Genomic DNA, 22,579 nt, shown 5'->3' with positions numbered 1-22,579 from the left:
CGACCGCGCCCCCCACGGAGAAGAAGAGCCCATGCCCCTGTGGCCCGTCTACACCGGTACGAACGAGCCGCACGACGGCATCGCGAAGCTGCCCCCGCCGCCGCCGTGGCGGGCCTTCGACGGCGGGCCGGCGCTGCGGGCGCCCGACGCGGCGGCCGACGCCTCCGCCGTCTCCCCCGACCGCATGCACCGTGCCGAGACCTACCAGGCGACGGAACAGACCGTCCAGCTGGTCAACGCGGCCCTGTACCTGCGCCGTCCGCTGCTGGTGACCGGCCCGCCGGGCACCGGGAAGTCCTCGCTCGTGTACGCGGTCGCCCGTGAGCTGCGGCTCGGCCCGGTCCTGCGCTGGAACATCACCAGCCGCAGCACGCTGCACGACGGCCTGTACCAGTACGACCCGCTGTCGCGGCTGTACGCGGCCCGGCAGGCGGTCCCCCCCGCCGGTGACGGGACGGACCGCGCCGGCCCGGCCGGACCGGCCGGGCGGGAGGCGGGCGCTCCGGGCGGGTCGGGCATCGAGGACCACCTGCGGCTGGGCCCGCTCGGCACCGCCCTGCTGCCCTACGACCGTCCCCGCGCCCTGCTCATCGACGAGATCGACAAGAGCGACCTCGACCTGCCCAACGACCTGCTGAACGTGCTGGAGGAGGGCCAGTACGAGATCCCGGAGCTGGTGCGCGCCGCCCGCCTCGCCCCGGGCGGGATCGCCGAGGTGCTGGCCGACGGCGCCGACGAGCGGGTGCCGGTGGCGCACGGCCGGGTCCGCTGCCGGGCCTTCCCGTTCGTCGTCCTCACCAGCAATGGCGAGCGCGAGTTCCCGCCCGCCTTCCTGCGCCGCTGCGTCACCCTGCACCTGCGGCAGCCGGACGACCGGCACCTCGCCGAGATCGTCCGCGCGCACCTGGGCGAACCGGACGCCTACGCGCGGACCCTCATCGAGCGCTTCCTGTCCCGCGCCGGCGTCGGCGACCTGGCCACCGACCAGCTCCTCAACGCGATCTACCTGGCCCGCTCCGCCGACCTGGACACCGACTCCCTCGACCGGCTGGCCGAGCAGCTGATGCCGTACCTCGGGCAGGCGGCGCAGTCCGATGTCTTCTGACCGCGCCGGTTCCCCGGACCCCGTGGTCCGCCTGGCCGACATCCTGGCCGAGGCGGGCCGCGGGGTGCGCCCGACCCCGCTGGAACTGGCCGAACTGCTCTGGCTGGCCGGGCGGATGAGCCCCGACAGCACGGCCGGCGGCACCCCCGGACCACCCCCGGCCGCACCCCCCGCCGTCCCACCGCCGGCGGCGGAGCAGGCACCGCCGTCCCCGCAGCCGCCCCCGGCCCCGCCCGCGCCCCGGACCGCCCCCGCGGCGGACCGTGACCCGGCACCCGCACCCGCCTGCCCGGTGTCCCGCGTCCCCCTGCACCTGCCCGCCCGGCGGCCCGCCCCGGCGCCGGCCGGCCGGCCCCACCGCACGCTCATGGCCCCGGCGCCCCCGATGCTGCGCCACCCCCTCGCGCTCCAGCGCGCGCTGCGCCCGCTGGGGCGCCGCACCGACGCGCCCGTGGGCCTCGAGCTGGACGAGCGGGCGACCGCCGACCGCATCGCCCGCCTGGGCGCCGCCCCCGAGTGGTGGCTGCCCGTGCTGCGCCCCGCCCAGGAACGCTGGCTGCGGCTGAACCTGGTGTACGACGCAGGGCCCACCATGCCGGTGTGGCGGCCCTTGATCCGCGAACTGCACACGGCCCTGGCGCAGTCGGGCACCTTCCGCACGGTCGCCCTGCACCGGGCGGCCGCCGACGGCACCGTGCGCGGCGCCGGCGCGCACGCCCCCGGTGACGGCCGCACCGTGACCCTCCTGATCAGCGACTGCATGGGCCCGCAGTGGCGGGAGGGACCCGCCGGCTCCCTCTGGTACGCCACCCTGCACCGCTGGGCCCGCCGCACCCCCCTGGCCGTCGTCCAGCCGCTCCCGGAGCACCTGTGGCGGGACACCGCGCTCCCCGCCGCACCCGGCCGGCTGTCGGCCCCGTACCCCGTGGCCCCCAGCGCGGCGCTCACCTTCACCCCCTACGACCGGGACGGGCACGAGTCCGTGACGGCCGGCCGCACCGTGCCCCTGCCCGTGCTGGAGCCCGCGCCGAGCTGGCTGGCGCACTGGGCGGCGCTGCTCACCGCGCCGGGCGGCGGGGAGGTGCCCGGCGCGGTCGCCGAGCTGGGCCGGCCGCTGCCGGTGGACGCCGAGGACCGCACGGACGTCGGCGCGCTGTCCGCCGAGGAACTGGTGCTGCGGTTCCGGGCGACCGCCTCCCCCGAGGCGTTCCGGCTGGCCGGGCACCTCGCGGTGGGCCGCCCCGACCTGCCGGTCATGCGCCTGGTGCAGGCGGCCGTGGAACCCGACCCCCGCCCGCAGCACCTGGCCGAGATCGTGCTCAGCGGCATGCTGACAGCCGTCCCGGGCGGCCCGCCCGGCACCTACGCCTTCCGGGACGGGGTGCGGGAGCTGCTCCTGCTGGGCCTGCCGCGCACCGCCCGCAACAGCACCGCCGGACTCCTGGAGCGCGTGGGCGAGTTCATCGACCGCCGGGCGGGCCGGGCGCCGGGCGAGTTCCGGGCGTCGGTGCCGGCGGGGCGGGGGGCGGGCACGGCGGCGGAGGGCGAGCCGTTCGCCACGGTCAGCGCGGACAGCGTGCGCCGGCTGTCGGGCGCGCCCGCACCGCTGTTCGCGGGCCGTTACCGGCTGCTGCGGCGCACCGGCCCCGACGGCCCCGACAGCACCGACTGGCTCGCCGAGGACACCCGGCGGGACGACGGGACGGTCCTGGTACGGCGGTACACGTACCTCCCGCGGGAGCTGCGGGCCGGCTTCGCGGGCGTCGCCGCTCTGCTCGGCGGGATCCGCCATCCGGGCATCGCGGCGGTCACGGACCACGGCGTCACCGACGAAGGCCCCTACCTGGTCCGTGAGTTCGCCCCCGGCCGCACCCTGGACCGGCGGCTCGACAGCGCGCCGCACGGTCTGCCCGCCGCGGAACTCACCGCCCTCCTGCCCCCGCTCGCGGCGGCCGTGAACGCCCTGCACACACAGGGGCGCCCGCACGGGCGGCTGACGGCGTCGGACGTCGTCCTCACCCCCCGCGGGCCCGTCCTGACCTGCCTGGACGTCAGGACCTTCGGCGGCGGGAGCCGCGCCGACGACCTGCGCGCACTGGGGCACATCGTGCGCGCCGCGCACCACGGTCCGGCCCCCGGCCGGCGACTCCCCCCGCCGCCGGACCACCTCTTACTGCCGGAGCGGATCGAGGCGGAGCTGGACACGGCGGTGGCCGAGCTGCTCTCCGACCGCCCGGAGACCCAGCAGCGCGGCGCCGACCGCCTGCGCCGCCTGCCCGGACTGCGGGACCACACCTCCCGCGCCGGGGACGCGGCCGGGACCGGTGCCGGGGGCCCTGCCCCCGCCGGCCGGTCCGGGATCCGGTTCTCGGCCGACGCCCTCGGCGGGCGGCCGGAGGCCCGCATCACGCTGGAGGCCGCCGTGCACGAGGTCCTGGCCCGCGGCTCCCTCACCCCCCGCCAGTACGCGGTGGACGTCCACCCCGACGGCTACCTGGTGCGCACCGGCCCGGACGCCCGCCTCCTGCCCGCGCTCGTCGCCGTCCTGCGCGAACTCCCCCAGGCGCTGGCCCGGCTGACCGATCCGCCGCGGCTCATGGTGACGTTCGGGGAACCGCCGGTCCGGCCGCCGGAGGCCGCCGCGGACGCCGTGGTCGTCGTGCCGCCGGCGCTGTACGACGACTTCGCCGCCAGCTCCGCCGCCCGCCGCTCCCCCGCGTTCCGGCCGCTCTTTTACGACAGCGCCCCGGACAGCCCACCGGCCGCCTGGTACTGCCTGCTGGGGCCCAGATCGTCCGAGCCCGGCGAACGCGACCTGGTGCGGGGTCCCTTCATCACCGCCGACCTGCACGAGCTGGGTGTTCCCACCCCGGGCCGCACGGCCGTCGTCCACACGCGCCCCGGCGGCCCGCTGACACTGCTCGACCCGATCCAGCCGTACGGCACCCGCGCGCCCCGCCCGGAGACGTACTACACGGTCGACCTCACCCCGCACGAGGCGAGGCACCTGGTGTCCCTGCCCAGTTCCGGGAAGGGCGCGTTCAAGGCGGCGGTCAAGCTGTCCTGGCGGGTCGAGGACCCGGTCGCCCTCGTCCGCGCCGAGGCCACCGGCGTCCCGGCGCTGCTGCTGGCCCACCTGACCGCCGCCGCGGCCCCGCTCACCCGCCCTCACCCGCTGCGCCGCGCGGGCGCGGCCCAGCGGGCGGTGAACGCCGGGATCGACGGGTGGCCGGTGCCGGGCCTCGCGGTGTCGTACACCGTGCAACTGGTCCCCGAGTGGGCGCCCGCGCCGGAGGCGGAACCACCGGTGCCGTCGCGCCGCCGGCTGTCCGCCCTCCTGACCGACGCCGAGACGGTGCTCATCGGCTTCGACGGGCCCCTCGCCCGGCTGTTCCCGGCGCAGCGGGCCCGGGAGGCCGTCCTCGACCTGCTGTCCGTCGTCGCCGACCACCGCGATCCGCAGGACGCGCTGACGGGCCGGCCGCTGCCGCTGGCCGGCCCGGTCGGCCGCGAGGCGTTCACCCATCCGCTGGACCTGCTGCGCGCCTTCGCCCACGACCGGCTCGGCCCCCTGCTGCGGGCCCGCCTGGACGACCTGGAACTGCGCGCCGTCCCCGACGCGCCCACCACGCACCGCTCCCTCGCGCTGGTCCGCGCCCTGCACCGCTCCGGCCGGCGCGTCAGCGTGGTGACGGACGTCAGCACCCCGGCCGTCCACCGCTACCTGGAGCCCTCCCGACTGCCCCTGGCGGGCGTCCACGGCCGCCGCGCCGACCTCGGCCTGCTGACGCCGCACCCCGACTGCCTGCTGCGCGCCCTGCGCGCCCGCGGCACCCCGGCCCGCGGCGGCGTCCTGATCAGCTCCTCGGTCGCCGAGCTCACCGCCGCCCAGCAGCTCGGTCTCCGCTTCGTCGGCTACGCCCCCACCGCCGCCGGGCGCCGGCGGCTGCGCGAGGAGGGCAGCGAGGTCACCGTGTCGTCCCTCGAACCGCTGCTGGAGGCCGCCCGTTCCCTGTGACCGGGCCCGCCGTCCGGCCGACACTCCGGGGCGGCGGGAAAGTACGCCCGTTCGGCGGCACCCCGCCCGGCCGCCCAGGGCAGGCGCCCGCCCCCGGCACCGCGCAGGATTCCAGTGAGCCCGCCGACCAGGCGGGACACCGAGGCCCGCGCACCCGGGAGGAGCTGCCGTGACCGTCAGCCTGGAGCAGTTGCGACGCTGTCACTTCGCCGTCGACCTGGGTGCGGCGCGCACCCGGGTGTACGTGAAGGGCACCGGGCTGGTCGTCGACCAGCCGTCGGCGGCGGCGGTGAACACACGGACCGGCGCGCTGATAGCCGTGGGCGAGTTCGCGGAGCAGATGACGGGGCGGACCCCGAGCTACATCAGGGTCGTCCGGCCGATCTCCGGCGGCACGGTCGTCGACATCGAGATGGCCCAGCGGATGCTGCGGCACCTGCTCGGCGACCGGATGCGCCGGGCGCTGCGCCGCAAGCCCCGGCTGCGGGCGGCGGCCTGCACCCCGCACGACGCCGATCCGCTGGCCCAGCGGGCGACGACCGAGACGCTCGTCGGGCTCGGGGCCAGACGGGTGGTGCTGGTGGACACGCTCATCGCGGCGGCCGTGGGGTGCGGGCTGCCGGTGGAGCGGCCCGAGGCCACCATGATCATGGTGTGCGGGGCGGCCGCCACCCAGGTCGCGGTGTTGTCGATGGGGTCCATCGTCGCCGCCGAGCGGGTCCCGGTGGGCGGCGAGGCCGTGGACCACGCGATCACGCAGTACCTGCGCCACCGGCACGAGCTGATATTGCCCAGCCAGTCGGTACGGCCGCTCCAGGTCGCCCTGTCCGGCACCGGGCTGACTTCCCAGGGGCCGGCGTCCGCCGAGATCCACGGCCGGGACGTGGTGACGGGCCTGCCGCGCAGCGTGCGGGTGGACACCGCCGCCGTGCGCGGCGCGATCCAGACCCCGCTGACCGCCGTCCTGGACGGCATCGGCAAGGTGCTGCGCGACTGCCCGCCCGACCTGGTCGCCGACCTCGCCGACCGGGGGATCACGATGGTCGGCGGCTCGGCGCGGCTGCCCGGGTTCGACGAGATGCTGCGGCAGGCCACGGGGATGCCGGTGTCCATCGCCGAACGGCCCGACATCTGCGCGGCCCAGGGCCTGGGCGACATGCTGGAGGGCCGGATCGAGCCGCTGGTGCTGAACCCGCTGGCCGCCTGAGACCGGCCCCCGACGGCCCGGGTGGCCCCCGGACTGCCGTCCTCCCGGACGAAGGGGACGGTGCCGGACACGTACCGCCCTGCGTCGGCGTGGACGGCGAGGGGTGCGCGAACCGGTCGGCGGCCCCGGCGCTCACGCTCCTGACGCCACCGCCTCGGTCCCCACCGGTGCGGACCACAGCGGGTCCGGCATCCGGCGTGGCTCGCCCCGGCGCCCGCGACACCGACGAGAGGTCGGCGCGGGGAGATCCGGGTGATGCACGTCATCACGCTCTCGAACGGCCCGTTCCGGCGCGCGTTCCCGGATGTCCCGGGAGGGCGGGCCGACCTCGCCCGCCGCCCGCGGTCCGGTCCGCCCGACCGGCGGCGCACAGCGCCGGCACCGGGCCGCCACACGGGTGTCCGGCCGCCCACGGCCGCTGCGGTGGGCGGGAAGCGCGGACCGGAGGGCCGGCCGGCTCAGTACGGCAGGATGCGGCCCGAGGGCGTCCTGCGGTCGATCTCCTGCCCGCGCGGCGCTGCGGGACGCCGGCTGACACGCACCCTGATCCGACGGTCCATGACGCCCTCCTCCTGCCGACCCCCCGGCCGGACGCCGGTAGGAGGTCCGTGCCCAGGACATGGCCCGTTCAAGCCTGAACGGGTCAAGTGGTGCGGGCGCACGGGTCGTTGCCGCCGTCCGGTTACCGGGTCAGGTACCTCGTCAGGACCGGGTCGAGCTGGGCCACCCAGGTGCTCAGGCGGGCCCTGCGGCGGGCGTTCAGTTCGCAGGAGTACACGGCGCCGTCCCACAGCCGCACGGTGACGGTGAGGCGGTTCCCGCGCCAGCTGCGCTCGACGTGCGCGATCTCCGCCCACGGGAAGTCGGCGGTGACGCCGGCCAGTTCGAGCAGCACCCCGGCGGCGTTGACGACCACGCCGGCCTGCGCGTCGGCGAGCACCGCCTCGGGGCTGCCGTACGGGACCGGCGGCCCGAAGCCGTAGGGGGCGGGCGGCGCGGCGACGGGCACGGGTTGCTGGTACGGGGGTGTGGTGGGCGGCGGCGCGCCGAACCCCGGAGGCGTCGCCGGGAACATCGGCGGGGGCATGACGGGCGCCCACGGCGGCGCGGTGGGTGCCGCCGGCGGGTACGGCGGGGCCGCCGGGTGGGCCGGCAGCGCGTCGGCGGCGGTCAGCCGGTCCAGCAGCGCGGTGGGCGTGGGCCGGTCCGCGGGGTCCTTGGCCAGGCAGGCGGCCACCACGTCCGCGAGTGCGGCCGGTACCGCGGACAGGTCCGGCGGCTCGTGCACCGAGCGGTACATCAGCCCCATCGGGGTGCCCTCGCCCCACGCGGTGCCGCCCGCCGCCGCCACCAGCACGGCGCCCAGGGCGAACACGTCGGCGGCACCGGTGACGTCGTGGCCCAGGGCCTGCTCGGGCGCGAGGAAGCCGGGGGTGCCGAAGGCGGTGCCGGTGGCGGTGAGCCGGGTGGACTCCACGGCCCGGGCGATGCCGAAGTCCAGGACGCGCGGCCCGTCGTCGGCCATGATGATGTTGCCCGGCTTCAGGTCGCGGTGGACCAGGCCGCAGGAGTGGATGGACTCCAGCGCCTCGGCGAGGGCGGCTCCCAGGGCCCGCAGCCGGGGTTCGTCCATGGCGCCCTCGGCGGCGAGCCGGGCCGCGAGGGTGGGGCCGGGTATGTAGGCGGTGGCCAGCCAGAGCGGGTCGCCGGTGACGTCGGCGTCCACCACCGGCGCCGTGTGGAAGCCGCCCACCGCGCGGGCCGCCTCGACCTCGCTGCGGAACCGCTCGCGGAAGACCGGGTCGGCGGCGAGTTCGGCCTTGGCGACCTTCAGCGCGACGGCCCGTCCGCCGCGCGTCCGTGCGAGATGGACCGTGCCCATGCCCCCCTCGCCGAGCCGGCGCTCGACGAGATATCCCCCGATGCGTTCCATGCGGACAAGTATGGCCGCCGGAGCGGACCGTGCGTCCAGCTCGCGTCCGCGCGGCCGGGCACCGAGCCGGAGGCCGTCCCCGGCGCGGCCCGGCGGACATCCGTGGCTCCGGGGCGCGGCCCGGGGCGGCAACCGCCGGGCGCCGCCGCGCAGGTGACGGCGCGGCGGGCGGTCGCCGCCGCGGGGTGCCGGTCCGCTCCGGCGGCCCCGGGGGCGTCACCGGGACGGCTGGGCCGCGCGTCCGGTGAGGAAGGCCAGGGCCACGGCGGCCTCGCAGGCGATGCCCGCGGTGATGACGTCCTCGTCGATACGCATGCGCGACGAGTGCAGGGACGGCGCCTCGTCCGGGGCCACGTCCGGTGGGCGGGCGCCGAGGAAGGCCAGGGCGCCGGGGACCTCCTGGAGGACGTAGGAGAAGTCCTCCGCCGTCAGCTGCGCGGCCGGCTGCACGCCGACCGCGTCGGCGCCGAGCGTCTCGGCCGTGGTGCGCAGGACGAAGTCGGTGAACGCGGCGTCGTTGACGGTGACCGGGTAGCCGGGGGTGACGATCGCCTCCGCGGTCGCCCCGTGCGCGGCGGCCACCCCGTGCGCGACCCGCGCGATCGCCGCGTGCAGCCGCTCCCGGGTCCGCGCGGACAGGGTGCGTACGGTGCCGCCCAGTTCCGCGGTGTCCGGGATGACTCCGGGTGCGGTGCCCGCGTTCAGCCGCGTGACGCTGAGCACGGCGCTGTCGTCGGCGGCGAGGCCGCGGCTGACCAGCGTCTGGAGCGCGAGAACGAGTTCGCAGGCCACGGGCACCGGGTCGCAGGTGGTGTGCGGCGCGGAGGCGTGGCCGCCGCGCCCGTGGACGACGACCCGGAACCGGTCGGAGGCCGCCATCTGCGGTCCGGGGCGCAGCCGTACGGTGCCGGCGGGCAGGGTGGGCTGCACGTGCAGCGCGAAGGCCGCGTCGGCGCGGCTGCCGGACGCCTCCAGCACCCCTTCCCCGACCATGTGGCGGGCGCCGTGCTCGCCCTCCTCGCCGGGCTGGAACATGAACACCACGTGCCCGGCCAGTTCCTCGCGCCGTCCGGCCAGCAGCCGTGCGGCGCCGACGAGCATCGCCATGTGGGCGTCGTGCCCGCACGCGTGCATGACCCCGGGGTTCTCCGAGGCGAACGGCAGCCCGGTGGACTCGGTGACCGGCAGCGCGTCCATGTCGGAGCGCAGCAGGATCGTCGGCCCGTCGGCGGCCCCGCGGAGGGTCGCGGTCACGGACGACAGGGCGCGGCCGGTGCGGATCTCCAGGCCGAGGCCGTCGAGCGCGTCCAGGACCAGGCGCTGGGTGGCCGGCAGGTGCAGGCCCGTCTCCGGACCTCGGTGCAGGGCGCGGCGCAGGGCGACGGCGTCGGGGGCCAGTCGGCGCGCCGCGTCGAGGAGGTCGCGGCCGGCGGGTGCGGGGCCGGGTGTGCCGGGGGCGGTCCGGGGCGCAGGGGGCATGCGACCGTTCTCCTTCCGGGCCCCGGCTCGGCCGGCGCGGCCCGCGCGGGGGGTCTCACCGTGACCGCCGGGCGAGGCGTGGCCCGCGCGGGTGAACGGTGGCCGCCGTATCGGCGTGGCGACCACCGTTCGTCCGTCCCCGCAGGTCGCATCGATTCTGCGCCTGCGCTGTCGGGTGGGGCGGGTGGGACTCGAACCCACGGCCGACGGATTATGAGTCCGCTGCTCTAACCGGCTGAGCTACCGCCCCATAGCGGCGTGTCGCGTACATGTGTGCGCGCCGTCTGCCGCAGCATAGCCGCTCATACGATCTCCTGCTTCGGATGGTCGGCTTCCGCGCTGCTCATGATCCCGAGGACGGCGACGCCCGGCCCGGCGGTTCCCGCGGACATGAAAAAGGACCCCTGCGGGGGTCCTCGTTCGGCGCTCCCCCGACTGGACTCGAACCAGTAACCTGCCGGTTAACAGCCGGCTGCTCTGCCAATTGAGCTACGGAGGACCGAAGCTCCCCCGACTGGACTCGAACCAGTAACCTGCCGGTTAACAGCCGGCTGCTCTGCCAATTGAGCTACGGAGGATTGCCTCGATTGCATCGATCGTGCCTACCTGGGTATTCGCCAGGGGGCGGGCGGTCGCTGCGACACATACATTAGCGCAAGCTGGGGGGTGCTCCGCCAATCGGTTCCCCCCGGGGCCAGCGCCGCACCAGAAACCTACGCACGGGAAGGGTGGCAGCCATGCGCTACCGGCTCACGTTCCTCGCCGGACTGTCCCTCGGTTACGTACTCGGCACGAGGGCCGGACGCGAGCGGTACGAGCAGTTGAAGAAGTCCGCCCGGCAGGTGACGCAGAACCCCGCCGTGCGCAACACCGCCGAGACCGCCGCCCAGCAGGGCCGCGTCTACGCCGGCAAGGCCTTCCACACGGTCAGCGACAAGGTGGGCGACCGCGTCCCGGAGTCCGTCGCCCAGCGGGTGCGCTCCCTGCGCGAGCGCGGCGTCAACGGCACCGGTGAGGACGACTGGGGCACCAGCAACACCTGAGACCCGGCCGGCTCCGGAGACCGCCGCCGCCCCTCGGCCGGACCAGCCCCGCCGATGCGGCAAAATTCGTAGGCATGGGGATAGTCGCCGGCTTGGACAGCTCGCCCGATTTCACGCGCATCGTGGTCTGCGACACGGACACGGGCGCCGTGCTGAGGCAGGGGTACGCCGCTCATCCGGTCGAGTCGCCGGACGGGGGGCGGCCCAGTGACGTCGACCCGCAGGCCTGGCTGCTCTCCCTGGGCGAGGCCGCGGGCGGCGGCCTGCTGGAGGGCGTGCAGGCCATCGGCGTCTCCTCGCAGCAGAACGCGCTGATCGCCCTGGACGCCCAGGGCAACACCGTCCGCCCGGCACTGGTCGGCGGCGACAAGCGCGCGCAGGTCGCGGCGGCCGACCTGGTGGACGCGCTCGGCGGCCGGGAGGCCTGGGCGCAGGCCGTGGGCAGCGTTCCCCAGGCCGCCCACCCGGTCACCAAGCTGCGCTGGCTGGCGAAGAACGAACCGGAGAACGCGCGGCGCGCCGCCGTCCTGCTCCAGGCGCACGACTGGCTCGTCTGGCAGTTGCTGGGGCGGCCGGCGCGTCGCACCACCGACCGCGGCGGGGCCTCCGGCACCGGGTACTGGTCGGCGGCCACCGGCGGCTACCGGCCCGACCTGGTCGAGCTGGCCCTCGGTCACCAGGCGGTGCTGCCGGAGGTGATCGGCCCCTCCGACGCGGCCGGTACGACCCCGGAGGGGCTGCTGATCTCCGCCGGGACCGGGGAGACCATGGCCGCCGCGTTCGGGCTCGGGCTGGGCCTCGGCGACGCCGTCGTGTCGCTCGGGGCGTCCGGGTCCGTGATGGCCGTGCACCCGGAGGCGCTCGACGACCGGTCCGGGATGATCACCTCCCTCGCCGACGCCACCGGCATGCACCTGCCGGTCGTCACCACCCTGAACGCCGTGCGCACGCTGCGCGGCACCGCCGAACTGCTCGGGCTGCCGGACCTGGAGAGCCTGTCCGACCTGGCGGTGAAGTCCACGCCGGGGGCGCACGGCCTGGTGCTGCTGCCCTATCTGGAGGGCGAGCGGACGCCGAACCTGCCGCACACCGCCGGGACCCTGTCGGGGCTGCGGCGGGAGTCGATGAAACCTGAGCACCTGGCGCGGGCCGCGTTCGAGGGCATGCTGTGCGGCCTCGCCGACGCGCTGGACGTGCTGCGCGGCCGGGGTGTGGCGGTACGGCGGATCTTCCTGCTCGGCCCGGCCGCCGAACTGCCCGCCGTGCAGGCGTCGGCGCCCTCGCTGTTCGGGGCCCAGGTCGTGGTGCCGCAGCCCGCGGACTACGCGGCGATCGGCGCGGCCCGGCAGGCGGCGTGGGCGCTCGGGGTGTCGCAGGGCGCCCTCGACCCGCGGACCCCGCCGGCCTGGCAGGGCGCGGCGGCGCAGGTGCTGGAGCCCGGCGAGGAACTGGCCGTGGGGCAGGCGGTGCGGCAGCAGTTCACCGCGGTGCGGGAGCACACCCATCCGGGGGCGTTCCGGTCCTGACGGGCGCGTGCCCGGGCCGGCCGGGTTAATCGTTGGGGTAACACGGGTGCGGTGCCCGACGATAGGGGCCAGGGGCAACCGTCCAGCCCCCTGTCGCCGACTCCGAGAGACGTAGCGTGCTCATACGACTTCTGCGGACCTATCTCAGGCCCTACAAGAAACCCATCGCCCTTCTGGTGCTGCTCCAGCTCCTCCAGACCAGCGCCACCCTCTACCTGCCCACCCTGAACGCCGACATCATCGACAACGGGGTCGTGAAGGGCGACACCGGGTACATCCTGTCCTTCGGTGCCCTGATGATCGGCATCTCGCTGGCCCAGGTCGTGTGCAACATCGGTGCCGTCTACTACGGCGCCCGGACCGCCTCCGCCCTCGGCCGGGACGTGCGCGGTGCCGTCTTCGACCGGGTCCAGTCCTTCTCCGCGCGTGAGGTCGGTCACTTCGGTGCCCCCTCGCTCATCACCCGTACGACGAACGACGTGCAGCAGGTCCAGATGCTGGCCCTGATGACGTTCACCCTGATGGTGTCGGCGCCCATCATGTGCGTGGGCGGGATCGTGCTGGCGCTCGGCCTGGACGTACCGCTGTCCGGGGTGCTGGCCGCGGTCGTGCCGGTGCTCGGCATCTGTGTGACGCTCATCGTGCGCCGGCTGCGCCCGCTGTTCAGGTCGATGCAGGTCCGCCTGGACACGGTGAACCGGGTGCTGCGCGAGCAGATCACCGGCAACCGGGTGATCCGCGCCTTCGTCCGCGACGAGTACGAGCAGGGCCGGTTCGGCGAGGCGAACGCCGAACTGACCGGGATGCAGCTGGCCACCGGCCGGACGCTCGCCCTGATGTTCCCCATCGTGATGACGGTGGTGAACCTCTCGTCCCTCGCGGTGGTCTGGTTCGGCGCCCACCGCATCGACAGCGGCGGGATGGCGATCGGCGACCTGACCGCGTTCCTCGCCTACCTGATGCAGATCGTCATGTCGGTGATGATGGCCACCTTCATGTTCATGATGGTGCCGCGCGCCGAGGTGTGCGCCGAGCGCATCGAGGAGGTCCTCGGCACCGACTCCAGCGTGGTGCCGCCGGCCGCCCCGGTCCGGGAGCTGCGCGGACACGGGCACCTGGAGCTGCGGGACGCGGGCTTCCGCTACCCGGGTGCCGAGGAGCCGGTGCTCAAGGCCGTCGGCCTGGTGGCCCGGCCCGGCGAGACGACCGCCGTGATCGGCTCCACCGGCAGCGGCAAGTCGACGCTGCTCGGGCTCGTCCCCCGGCTGTTCGACGCCACCGAGGGCGAGGTGCTGGTGAACGGCGTGGACGTCCGCACCGTCGAGCCGGCGCTGCTCGCCAGGACCGTGGGTCTCGTCCCGCAGAAGCCGTACCTGTTCGCGGGCACCGTCGCCACCAACCTGCGCTACGGCAACCCGGACGCCACCGACGAGGAGCTGTGGCACGCGCTGGAGGTGGCGCAGGCCGCGGGCTTCGTGCGGAAGCTGGAGGGCGGCCTCGACGCGCCGATCTCGCAGGGCGGCACCAACGTCTCCGGCGGCCAGCGCCAGCGCCTGGCCATCGCCCGCACCCTGGTGCAGCGGCCCGGGATCTACCTGTTCGACGACTCCTTCTCCGCGCTCGACTACGCGACGGACGCGGCCCTGCGCGCCGCGCTCGCCCGGGAGACCGCCGAGGCGACCGTCGTCATCGTCGCCCAGCGGGTGGCGACCATCCGGGACGCCGACCGGATCATCGTGCTCGACGAGGGCCGCGTGGTCGGCTCCGGCCGGCACGCCGAACTGATGGCGTCCAACGAGACCTACCGGGAGATCGTGCTCTCCCAGCTGACGGAAGCGGAGGCCGCCTGATGGCCGGGCCCATGGGACGCATGATGGCCGGAGGCGGCCCCGACCAGCGCTCGATGGACTTCAAGGGATCGGGCAGACGGCTCGTCGCCCGGTTCGCACCCGAACGCGTCACGATCTACACGCTGCTGCTGTGCGTGGTCGTCAGCGTCGGCCTGAGCGTGGTCGGGCCGAAGATCCTCGGCCGCGCCACCGACCTGGTGTTCTCCGGCATCGTCGGCCGGCGGATGCCGGAGGGCGCCACGAAGGCGCAGGTCCTCGCGAACATGCGCGCGCACGGCCAGGGCCGGGTCGCGGACATGCTCCAGAGCACCGACTTCACCCCCGGCCAGGGCATCGACTTCGACGCTGTCGGCCGCGTGCTGCTGCTGGCGTGCGGCACGTTCCTCGTCGCCGGCCTGCTGATGGCGGTCGCGACCCGGCTGGTGAACCGGGCCGTGAACCGCACGATGTACCGGCTGCGGGAGGACGTGCAGAAGAAGCTGTCGCGGCTGCCGCTGTCGTACTTCGACAAGCGGCAGCGCGGTGAGGTGCTGTCCCGGGCGACCAACGACATCGACAACATCGGGCAGACGCTCCAGCAGTCGATGGGCCAGCTGATCAACTCGGTGCTGACCATCGTCGGTGTGCTGGTGATGATGTTCTGGGTCTCCTGGATCCTGGCGCTGGTCGCGCTCGTCACCGTGCCGCTGTCGTTCGTGGTCGCCACCCGGGTCGGCAAACGGTCGCAGCCGCACTTCGTGCAGCAGTGGCGCTCCACCGGCAAGCTGAACGCGCACGTCGAGGAGATGTACACCGGGCACGCCCTGGTGAAGGTCTTCGGGCGGCAGGAGGAGTCGGCGCGGCAGTTCGCCGAGCAGAACGATGCGCTGTACGAGGCCGCGTTCCGGGCGCAGTTCAACAGCGGGGTCATGCAGCCGCTGATGATGTTCGTGTCGAACCTCAACTACGTGCTGGTGGCGGTCGTCGGCGGGCTGCGGGTCGCGTCCGGCGCGCTGTCCATCGGTGACGTGCAGGCCTTCATCCAGTACTCCCGGCAGTTCTCGATGCCGCTGACGCAGGTCGCCTCGATGGCGAACCTGGTGCAGTCCGGCGTGGCCTCGGCCGAACGGGTCTTCGAACTCCTGGACGCGGAGGAACAGGAGGCGGACCCGATGCCGGGCGAACGGCCCGCGGAGCTGCGCGGCCGGGTGCGGCTGGAGCACGTGTCGTTCCGCTACGAACCCGAGAAGCCGCTGATCGAGGACCTGACCCTCACGGTGGAGCCCGGGCACACGGTGGCGATCGTCGGCCCGACCGGTGCGGGCAAGACCACCCTGGTCAACCTGCTGATGCGGTTCTACGACGTCTCCGGCGGGCGGATCACGCTCGACGGGGTCGACATCCGGAAGATGACCCGCGACGAACTGCGGTCCGGCATCGGCATGGTGCTCCAGGACACCTGGCTGTTCGGCGGCACCATAGCGGAGAACATCGCGTACGGCGCCTCGCGGGAGGTGACGCGCGGGGAGATCGAGGAGGCGGCACGGGCGGCCCACGCCGACCGGTTCGTCCGCACTCTCCCCGACGGCTACGACACGGTGATCGACGACGAGGGCGCGGGGGTCAGCGCCGGTGAGAAGCAGCTGATCACCATCGCGCGGGCGTTCCTGTCCGACCCGGTGATCCTGGTGCTGGACGAGGCGACGAGTTCCGTCGACACCCGCACCGAGGTGTTGATCCAGAAGGCGATGGCCAAACTGGCGGCCGGACGCACGTCGTTCGTCATCGCGCACCGGCTGTCGACGATCCGGGACGCCGACGTCATCCTCGTGATGGAGAACGGGTCCATCGTGGAACATGGCGCGCACGCCGAGCTGCTGGCCGCGGGCGGCGCCTACGCCCGCCTGTACCAGGCCCAGTTCGCCCAGGCGGTCGCCGAGGTGGACTAGGGCCTCTCGTTCGGATCATGCCGGGCTCGCGGGGTCCCTGATCCGGCCTGATCCGAACGAAAGACCGCGCCGCCGCCCCCCGGCCGCGCCGGACATGCCAGAACCGCGTGTCCACGCCGGCCGTCACCACGCCGTCCAGTTCCACTAAGCCCTGCCGGACGACGCCTGGCGCGTGGAGCTGAGCGAGGCCGAGCCGGCGCCGCCCGCGTGGGCCGGATTCCCGGTGCGCAGACGCACCACGAGGACCCGGCCCTGGAGCCGGCCGTCCACGTCCACAGCCCCGAGGAGCACGTCGTCCCCTACGAGATTCAGGAACGGGTGGCCGCGCAGGTGGAGCACTGCCGCACCGCGCCCGAGCGGGGGGACGACCCGGTGGGCGGCTGATGTCGGCCGGTCAGTCCAGGTAGCCCCTGAGCTGGTCCGCGAAGGCGTGGTCGCGGAGCTTGTTCAGGGTCTTGGACTCGATCTGGCGTATCCGCTCCCGGGTCACCCCGAAGATCCGGCCGATCTCCTCCAGGGTGCGGGGGCGGCCGTCGGCCAGGCCGTAGCGGAGCTGGACGACCTTGCGCTCCCGCTCCCCCAGGGTGGACAGCACGACCTCCAGGTGCTGGCGCAGCAACAGGAACGCCGCCGACTCCACGGGGCTCGCCGCGTCGCCGTCCTCGATGAGGTCGCCGAGGGCGACGTCGTCCTCCTCGCCGACCGGGGCGTGCAGCGACACCGGTTCCTGCGCGAGCCGCAGCACCTCGCCGATCCGCTCGGGCGGCAGGTCCAGGTGGGCGGCGACCTCGTCCGCCGTCGGCTCGCAGCCGCGTTCCTGGAGCATCCGGCGCTGGACGCGGACGACCCGGTTGATCAGCTCGACGACGTGGACCGGGACCCGGATGGTGCGGGCCTGGTCGGCCAGGGCCCGGGACATGGCCTGGCGGATCCACCAGGTGGCGTAGGTGGAGAACTTGTAGCCGCGCGCGTAGTCGAACTTCTCCACGGCCCGGATGAGCCCGAGGTTGCCCTCCTGGACGAGGTCCAGCATGGTCAGGCCGCGGCCGACGTACCGCTTGGCGACGGACACCACCAGGCGCAGGTTGGCCTCGATGAGCCGGCGCTTGGCCATCCGGCCCATGACCACGAGCCGGTCCAGGTCGTGCGCCAGCCGGCTGTCCAGGTCGGGGGTGCTGCTCAGCTTCTCCTCGGCGAACAGGCCGGCCTCGACCCGGCGGGCCAGTTCGACCTCCTCGGCGGCGGTGAGCAGCGGGATGCGGCCGATCTCGCGGAGGTACTGGCGGAACAGGTCGGCCGAGGGCCCGCCGGACTCGGCCCGGGCGACGGCCGGGGCCTCGACGGGTTCGGTCGCCTCCTCGGCCGGCTCGGCCTCCTCCGCCGGCTCCGCGGGATCCTCCTCGGACGCCCCGGCCGCCGGCGGGGTCTCCGGGTCGTCCGCGGCGCGGGCTTGCGGGGGCACCGCCCCGAGGACGTCCGTCCCCGCGTCCGGTTCGTCCGCGGTGGTGCTGGCGCGGGTACTGCTGTCGGTCTGGGCGAGGATCTGGGTCTGCACGGGGGCGACCTCCAGGATGATCGCTGCGGAGGGGGTGCGGCAGCGGTACTTCGGGAGCGGAGAGTCGACGGCCTGCGCTCCGAGGGCTCGGGCACCGGCCCCCAGTGTGGAGTACGACACAACGCCGCCACGAGGGGCGTGCGGTGACTTTTTGCATCCGTTCCGTGACGCGGTGCTGACCGTGCCGGCCGCGCCGGGCCCGGGGCCGCCGCTGACCTGGCTCGATCGCGGGGCCGGGGCCGTGTGCCGGCTAGAGCGCCGCCGCGCCGCGTTCGCGCAACGCCTGGTCGTACTGCTGGAGGACCCAGACCTCGTTCTGGACGGCGGCGAGGCGGGCCGGGTCGCCGCCGGCGGCGAGGCGGGTCAGCTGGGACTGGATGTCGCGGATGCGGCGTTCCACGGCCCGGCGGCGGATCTGCACCAGGACCGTGCCGGCGTACGTCTCGTCCACCGTGCGGCGCAGGATCGGCTCGACGGCCAGCTCCGTGACCATCGCGCGGACGGTGTCGTCGGGGGCGGCCTCGCGGACCCGGACGACGTACTCCTGCGGGTCGGACACGCCGTACTCGGCGCCGCCCGCCTCCGCGACGGCCCGGCGCACGGCGGCGTACGGCGGGGCGGTGAACTCGTCCTCGCCGTAGGCGTCGAAGGCCGGGGAGACCAGCTCGGGGCGCTGGAGGGCGAGTTTGAGCAGCTCGCGTTCGGCGGCGTGGACAGGGTTGCGCAGGGTCAGCGCCGGACCGCCGGCCGCCGGGCGGGGGGCCTCGGCCCACTGCGGGCCGGCCTGGCGGGGCGGGCCCTGCCGCGGGTCGCCCTTGCCGCCGCGGTCGCGGGCCCAGCGGGCCAGCTGGCCGACCCGGCGGACCACGAACTGGGTGTCGAGGATGCCGAGCATGCCGGCCAGCTCGACGGCGACCTCGTGCTGGGCGCCGCTGTTCTTGATCCGGGCGACGATCGGGGCGGCCTCGTCCAGGGCGGCGGCGCGGCCGGCGGGGGTGTCGAGGTCGTAGCGGCTCAGGATCTGGCGGAGCGCGAACTCGAACAGCGGGGTGCGGGGCTGGACCAGGTCGGCGACGGCCTCGTCGCCCTTGGCCAGGCGCAGGTCGCAGGGGTCCATGCCGTCGGGGGCGATCGCGATGTACGTCTCGGCGGCGAACTTCTGGTCGTCCTCGAAGGCGCGCAGGGCGGCCTTCTGGCCGGCCGCGTCGCCGTCGAAGGTGAAGATGACGCGGGCGCTGCCGTTGTCCATCAGCAGCCGGCGCAGGATCTTGATGTGGTCGCCGCCGAAGGCCGTGCCGCAGGTCGCGATGGCCGTCGTCACACCGGCGAGGTGGCAGGCCATGACGTCGGTGTAGCCCTCGACCACGACCGCCCGGCTCGCCTTGGCGATCTCCTTCTTGGCCAGGTCGATGCCGTAGAGCACCTGGCTCTTCTTGTAGATCGCCGTGTCGGGGGTGTTGAGGTACTTCGGGCCGTTGTCCGCCTCGTACAGCTTGCGGGCGCCGAACCCGACGACCTCGCCGCCGATGTCCCGGATCGGCCACATCAGCCGGCCCCGGAACCGGTCGATGGGGCCCCGGCGGCCCTCCTGGGACAGGCCGGACAGCAGCAGTTCCTTGTCGGTGAAGCCCTTGCCGCGCAGGTAGCGGGTGAGGTGGTCCCAGCCCTGGGGGCTGTAGCCGACGCCGAAGTGGACGGCGGCGGCCTGGTCGAAACCGCGCTCGGCGAGGAAGACCCGGCCGGTCTCGGCCTCGGGGCTGGTGGCGAGCTGCTCCGCGTACCACTGCGCGGCGATCTTGTGCGCCTCGACCAGGCGGATCCGCTCGCCGCGCTGGTGGGCCGGGTTGTACCCGCCCTCCTCGTAGCGCAGGGTGATGCCGGCCTGGGCGGCGAGGCGCTCGACGGCCTCGGAGAAGGAGAGGTGGTCCACCTTCATCACGAAGGTGATGGTGTCGCCGCCCTCCTGGCAGCCGAAGCAGTGGAAGAGTCCCTTGCTGGGGCTGACCTGGAAGGACGGCGACTTCTCGTCGTGGAACGGGCACAGCCCTTTGAGGTTGCCGCCGCCCGCGCCGCGCAGCTGGAGGTACTCGGAGACCACGGCGTCGATCGGGACCGCGTCCCGAACCGCCTTCACGTCCTCGTCGTTGATCCGTCCTGCCACGCGTGAATTCTACGGGGGTGGCGCGGGGGTGCCGGTGCGCGCGTCGGTCAGGAGGCGAGGCCGCCGAGCGGTACGTGCGGGTCCGAGAGCGCCTCGGTGTTCACCGGGGCCCCGGAACGGACCAGCCGCTGGATGTGTTCTGTGACATCCCACACGTTCACGTTCATCCCGGCGAGCACCCGGCCCTGCCGCACCCAGAACGCGATGAACTCCCGTTTCCCGGCGTCGCCGCGGATGACCACCTCGTCGTAGGAGCCGGGCGGCGCCCATCCGCTGTACTCCATGCCCAGGTCGTACTGGTCGCTGAAGAAGTAGGGCACGCGGTCGTAGGTGACGTCCGCGCCGAGCATGGCGCGGGCGGCGGCCGGTCCGCCGTTGAGGGCGTTGGCCCAGTGCTCGACGCGCAGCCGGCCGGCCGCGGCGAACGGGAAGGCCGCCACGTCACCGGCGGCGTGGATGTCGGGGTCGCTGGTGCGCAGCCGCTCGTCGACGACGATGCCGCCGCCGCGCGCCGGGTCGGCGGTCTCCAGGCCCGCGGCCTCCGCGAGGCCGGTGCGGGGGGCGGCGCCGATCGCGGCGAGGACGTCGTGCGCGGGGTGTTCCTCGCCGTCGTCCGTGCGGACGGCGAGGACCATGCCGTCCTGTCCGACGATCTCGGTGAGGCGGACGCCGAAGCGGAAGCGGACGCCGCGCTCGCGGTGCAGCTCCGCGAAGACGTTGCCCAGCTCGGGGCCGAGGACGCCGTGCAGCGGGGTGGGCGCCGGCTCGATCACGGTGACCTCCGCGCCGTACTCGCGGGCCGCCGCGGCGACCTCCAGGCCGATCCAGCCGGCACCGGCGATCACGAGGTGCCCGTTGTCCCGGCCGAGCGCGGCCAGGACGTTGCGGAGCCGTTCGGCGTGGGCGAGCCGGCGCAGGTGGTGCACGCCGACGAGGTCGGTGCCCGGGATGTCGAGACGGCGGGGTTCGGCGCCGGTGACCAGGAGCAGTTTGTCGTAGCGCACGAGAGTGCCGTCGTCCCCGAAGCGGACCGTCTTCGCCGTGCGGTCGACGCGGTCGACGGTCTGCCCGAGGTGCAGCTCGATGTCGTTGCGCGCGTACCAGGCGGGTTCGTGGACGAAGACGCTGTCGCGTTCCTCCTTGCCGAGGAGGTAGCCCTTGGACAGCGGCGGCCGCTCGTAGGGGTGGTCGCGTTCGTCGCAGATCAGTATCACCCGGCCGGTGAAGCCCTCCGCCCGGAGCGTCTCGGCCGCCTTCGCGCCGGCGAGACCGCCTCCCACGATGACGAATGTCTGATCCGCGTCGACCACGTGATGCCTCCTCGTAGGGGTGCCGCCGTCTGCGAGCGTCCCGCACGCGGGGTGGTGCGGGAAGAGGGTGTGACCCGTTCAGGCCACGCAGGGTCACTTTCCTTTCACGGCCGCCCCGTCAGTCTCGCGTGCAGCGACAGCGCGGAGGCGTCGGTGAGGGAGGCGATCTGGTCGACGATCACCCGCTTGCGCGCGTGGTCGTCGGCCGCCGCGCCGGACAGCGCCCGGAACTGCGGGTCCAGGCCGTCGGGCGCGCGGGCGGTGAGCGCCTCGGCCAGCTCCGCGACGATCACCCGCTGGTCGGCGCGCAGCCGTTCCTGCTCGGCGCGCTGTATGACGTACCGGTCGGCGACCGCCTTGAGCACCGCGCACTCCATGCGGGCGGCGCGGGGCACGACGAGTTCGGCGCCGTAGCGGGTGAGCCGGCCGGTGCCGTACGCGGCCCGGGTGGCGCCCTCGGCGGCCAGGCAGAACCGGCCGATGAGCTGGCTGGTGGCGTCCTTCAGGCGGGCCTGCGCCACCGCGGTGCCGTCGTAGCCGTGCGGCCACCACTCCTGCGCCAGGAGCCGGTCCAGGGCCTCGGCGAGTTCCGCCGGGTCGGTGCCGGCGGGGACGTAGCGGCCGACGGCGACCTCGAACACGGCCCGCCGTTCCGGCTCGGAGTACAGGCAGCCGGGGTCGATGTGGCCGGCGTGCAGGCCGTCCTCCACGTCGTGCACCGAGTAGGCCACGTCGTCGGACCAGTCCATCACCTGCGCCTCGAAGCAGGTGCGGGTGCCTGGGGCGTGCTGCCGGACCCAGTCGAAGACCGGGCGGTCGTCCTCGTACACACCGAACTTCACCGACGCCGGGTCGGTGGGGTGGGCGCCTCGCGGCCAGGGGTACTTGGTGGCGGCGTCCAGGGTGGCGCGGGTGAGGTTGAGGCCGACGGAGCCCTGCGGGGTGAAGCGCTTGGGCTCGATGCGGGTGAGCAGGCGCAGCGACTGGGCGTTGCCCTCGAAGCCGCCGCAGTCGTCGGCGAACTCGTTCAGCGCGTACTCGCCGTTGTGGCCGAAGGGCGGATGGCCGAGGTCGTGGGAGAGGCAGGCCGCCTCGACCAGGTCGGGGTCGCAGCCGAGGGCCGCGCCGAGTTCCCGGCCGACCTGGGCGCACTCCAGGGAGTGGGTGAGGCGGGTGCGGGGGCTGGCGTCCCAGACCAGGCTGCGGGTCCCCGGGGTGACCACCTGCGTCTTGCCCGCCAGGCGGCGCAGGGCGGCGGAGTGCAGGACGCGGGCGCGGTCGCGCTGGAAGGCGGTGCGGCCCGGACGTTTGTCCGGCTCGGGGGCCCAGCGGTCGGCCGACGCCGGGTCGTACGCCGACGCGAGTGCGGAGCCCGTGCCTGCGGCCGTGCCTGTGGAGCGTGCGATGCCTGCGGTGCCTGCGATGCCTTCCATGGTTCGACAGTACGGGGCGGCACCGACAAAA

13 protein-coding genes, 3 tRNA genes and 1 pseudogene are annotated in these 22,579 nt (G+C 74.7%); 8 read left to right on the top strand and 9 right to left on the bottom strand.

Features of this window, described 5'->3' with window-relative positions; all coding sequences use genetic code 11:
- The first annotated feature begins 31 nt into the window (after positions 1-31).
- The 3 genes from ACIQVT_RS06620 (at position 32) to ACIQVT_RS06610 (ending at position 6,330) form a co-directional block, all read left to right on the top strand.
- A complete protein-coding gene (locus tag ACIQVT_RS06620; protein WP_403748555.1) occupies positions 32-1,105 on the top strand; it encodes an AAA family ATPase in 1,074 nt (357 codons plus the stop codon).
- Positions 1,095-5,123 (top strand): SAV_2336 N-terminal domain-related protein, encoded by a 4,029-nt coding sequence (locus ACIQVT_RS06615; RefSeq protein ID WP_403748552.1) that lies wholly within the window; start codon positions 1,095-1,097, stop codon positions 5,121-5,123. Before ACIQVT_RS06620 ends, ACIQVT_RS06615 begins: the two co-directional genes overlap by 11 nt.
- Positions 5,124-5,292: 169 nt before the next feature.
- On the top strand, positions 5,293-6,330 hold the full coding sequence (locus tag ACIQVT_RS06610) for a rod shape-determining protein (RefSeq protein WP_403748549.1): 1,038 nt from the start codon (positions 5,293-5,295) through the stop codon (positions 6,328-6,330).
- Between the two features lie 682 nt (positions 6,331-7,012).
- On the opposite strand, the gene ACIQVT_RS06605 is transcribed toward ACIQVT_RS06610, so the two are convergent.
- The 5 genes from ACIQVT_RS06605 to ACIQVT_RS06585 form a co-directional block, all read right to left on the bottom strand.
- On the bottom strand, positions 7,013-8,263 hold the full coding sequence (locus ACIQVT_RS06605; RefSeq protein WP_403748546.1) for a serine/threonine-protein kinase: 1,251 nt from the start codon (positions 8,261-8,263) through the stop codon (positions 7,013-7,015).
- Between the two features lie 216 nt (positions 8,264-8,479).
- On the bottom strand, positions 8,480-9,742 hold the full coding sequence (locus ACIQVT_RS06600; protein ID WP_403748543.1) for a M20 family metallopeptidase: 1,263 nt from the start codon (positions 9,740-9,742) through the stop codon (positions 8,480-8,482).
- Positions 9,743-9,918: 176 nt separating this feature from the next.
- Positions 9,919-9,992: transfer RNA gene (locus tag ACIQVT_RS06595), tRNA-Ile, on the bottom strand.
- A 176-nt stretch (positions 9,993-10,168) separates the two neighbouring features.
- Positions 10,169-10,241: transfer RNA gene (locus tag ACIQVT_RS06590), tRNA-Asn, on the bottom strand.
- A gap of 6 nt (positions 10,242-10,247) precedes the next feature.
- Positions 10,248-10,320: transfer RNA gene (locus ACIQVT_RS06585), tRNA-Asn, on the bottom strand.
- A 159-nt stretch (positions 10,321-10,479) separates the two neighbouring features.
- Here ACIQVT_RS06585 and ACIQVT_RS06580 point away from each other — a divergent pair.
- The 5 genes from ACIQVT_RS06580 (at position 10,480) to ACIQVT_RS06560 (ending at position 16,473) form a co-directional block, all read left to right on the top strand.
- Positions 10,480-10,785 carry a YtxH domain-containing protein gene (locus ACIQVT_RS06580; RefSeq protein WP_403748541.1) on the top strand — a complete coding sequence of 102 codons (306 nt, stop codon included), beginning with the start codon at positions 10,480-10,482 and terminating at the stop codon, positions 10,783-10,785.
- 74 nt (positions 10,786-10,859) lie between these two features.
- Entirely contained in the window at positions 10,860-12,311 is a 1,452-nt protein-coding gene (locus tag ACIQVT_RS06575; protein WP_403748539.1) for an FGGY-family carbohydrate kinase, read from the top strand.
- 116 nt (positions 12,312-12,427) lie between these two features.
- On the top strand, positions 12,428-14,161 hold the full coding sequence (locus ACIQVT_RS06570) for an ABC transporter ATP-binding protein (RefSeq protein WP_403748536.1): 1,734 nt from the start codon (positions 12,428-12,430) through the stop codon (positions 14,159-14,161).
- Complete coding sequence (locus ACIQVT_RS06565; RefSeq protein ID WP_403748533.1) at positions 14,161-16,089, top strand: ABC transporter ATP-binding protein; 1,929 nt, start codon at positions 14,161-14,163, stop codon at positions 16,087-16,089. The genes ACIQVT_RS06570 and ACIQVT_RS06565 overlap by 1 nt, the downstream gene beginning before the upstream one ends.
- A 207-nt stretch (positions 16,090-16,296) precedes the next feature.
- Positions 16,297-16,473: a hypothetical protein gene (locus ACIQVT_RS06560; protein WP_403748528.1), complete on the top strand. Its 177-nt coding sequence runs from the start codon at positions 16,297-16,299 to the stop codon at positions 16,471-16,473.
- 10 nt (positions 16,474-16,483) lie between these two features.
- Here ACIQVT_RS06560 and ACIQVT_RS06555 read toward each other — a convergent pair.
- The 4 genes and pseudogenes from ACIQVT_RS06555 to ACIQVT_RS06540 all read right to left on the bottom strand — a co-directional run bounded on the left by ACIQVT_RS06555 (position 16,484) and on the right by ACIQVT_RS06540 (position 22,548).
- Positions 16,484-17,687, bottom strand: a pseudogene (locus ACIQVT_RS06555) (RNA polymerase sigma factor).
- A 207-nt stretch (positions 17,688-17,894) separates the two neighbouring features.
- Positions 17,895-19,805: a DNA primase gene (gene dnaG, locus ACIQVT_RS06550; RefSeq protein ID WP_403748526.1), complete on the bottom strand. Its 1,911-nt coding sequence runs from the start codon at positions 19,803-19,805 to the stop codon at positions 17,895-17,897.
- 47 nt (positions 19,806-19,852) lie between these two features.
- Positions 19,853-21,115, bottom strand: coding sequence for an NAD(P)/FAD-dependent oxidoreductase (locus ACIQVT_RS06545; RefSeq protein WP_403748524.1), 1,263 nt, complete (start codon positions 21,113-21,115; stop codon positions 19,853-19,855).
- 104 nt (positions 21,116-21,219) lie between these two features.
- Positions 21,220-22,548: a deoxyguanosinetriphosphate triphosphohydrolase gene (locus tag ACIQVT_RS06540; RefSeq protein WP_403748521.1), complete on the bottom strand. Its 1,329-nt coding sequence runs from the start codon at positions 22,546-22,548 to the stop codon at positions 21,220-21,222.
- Positions 22,549-22,579 lie beyond the last annotated feature (31 nt).

Origin of the sequence: Streptomyces sp. NPDC100445 (assembly GCF_044759735.1) — a bacterium.
GTDB lineage: Bacteria > Actinomycetota > Actinomycetes > Streptomycetales > Streptomycetaceae > Streptomyces.
This window is presented reverse-complemented; position numbering and strand designations above follow the sequence as displayed.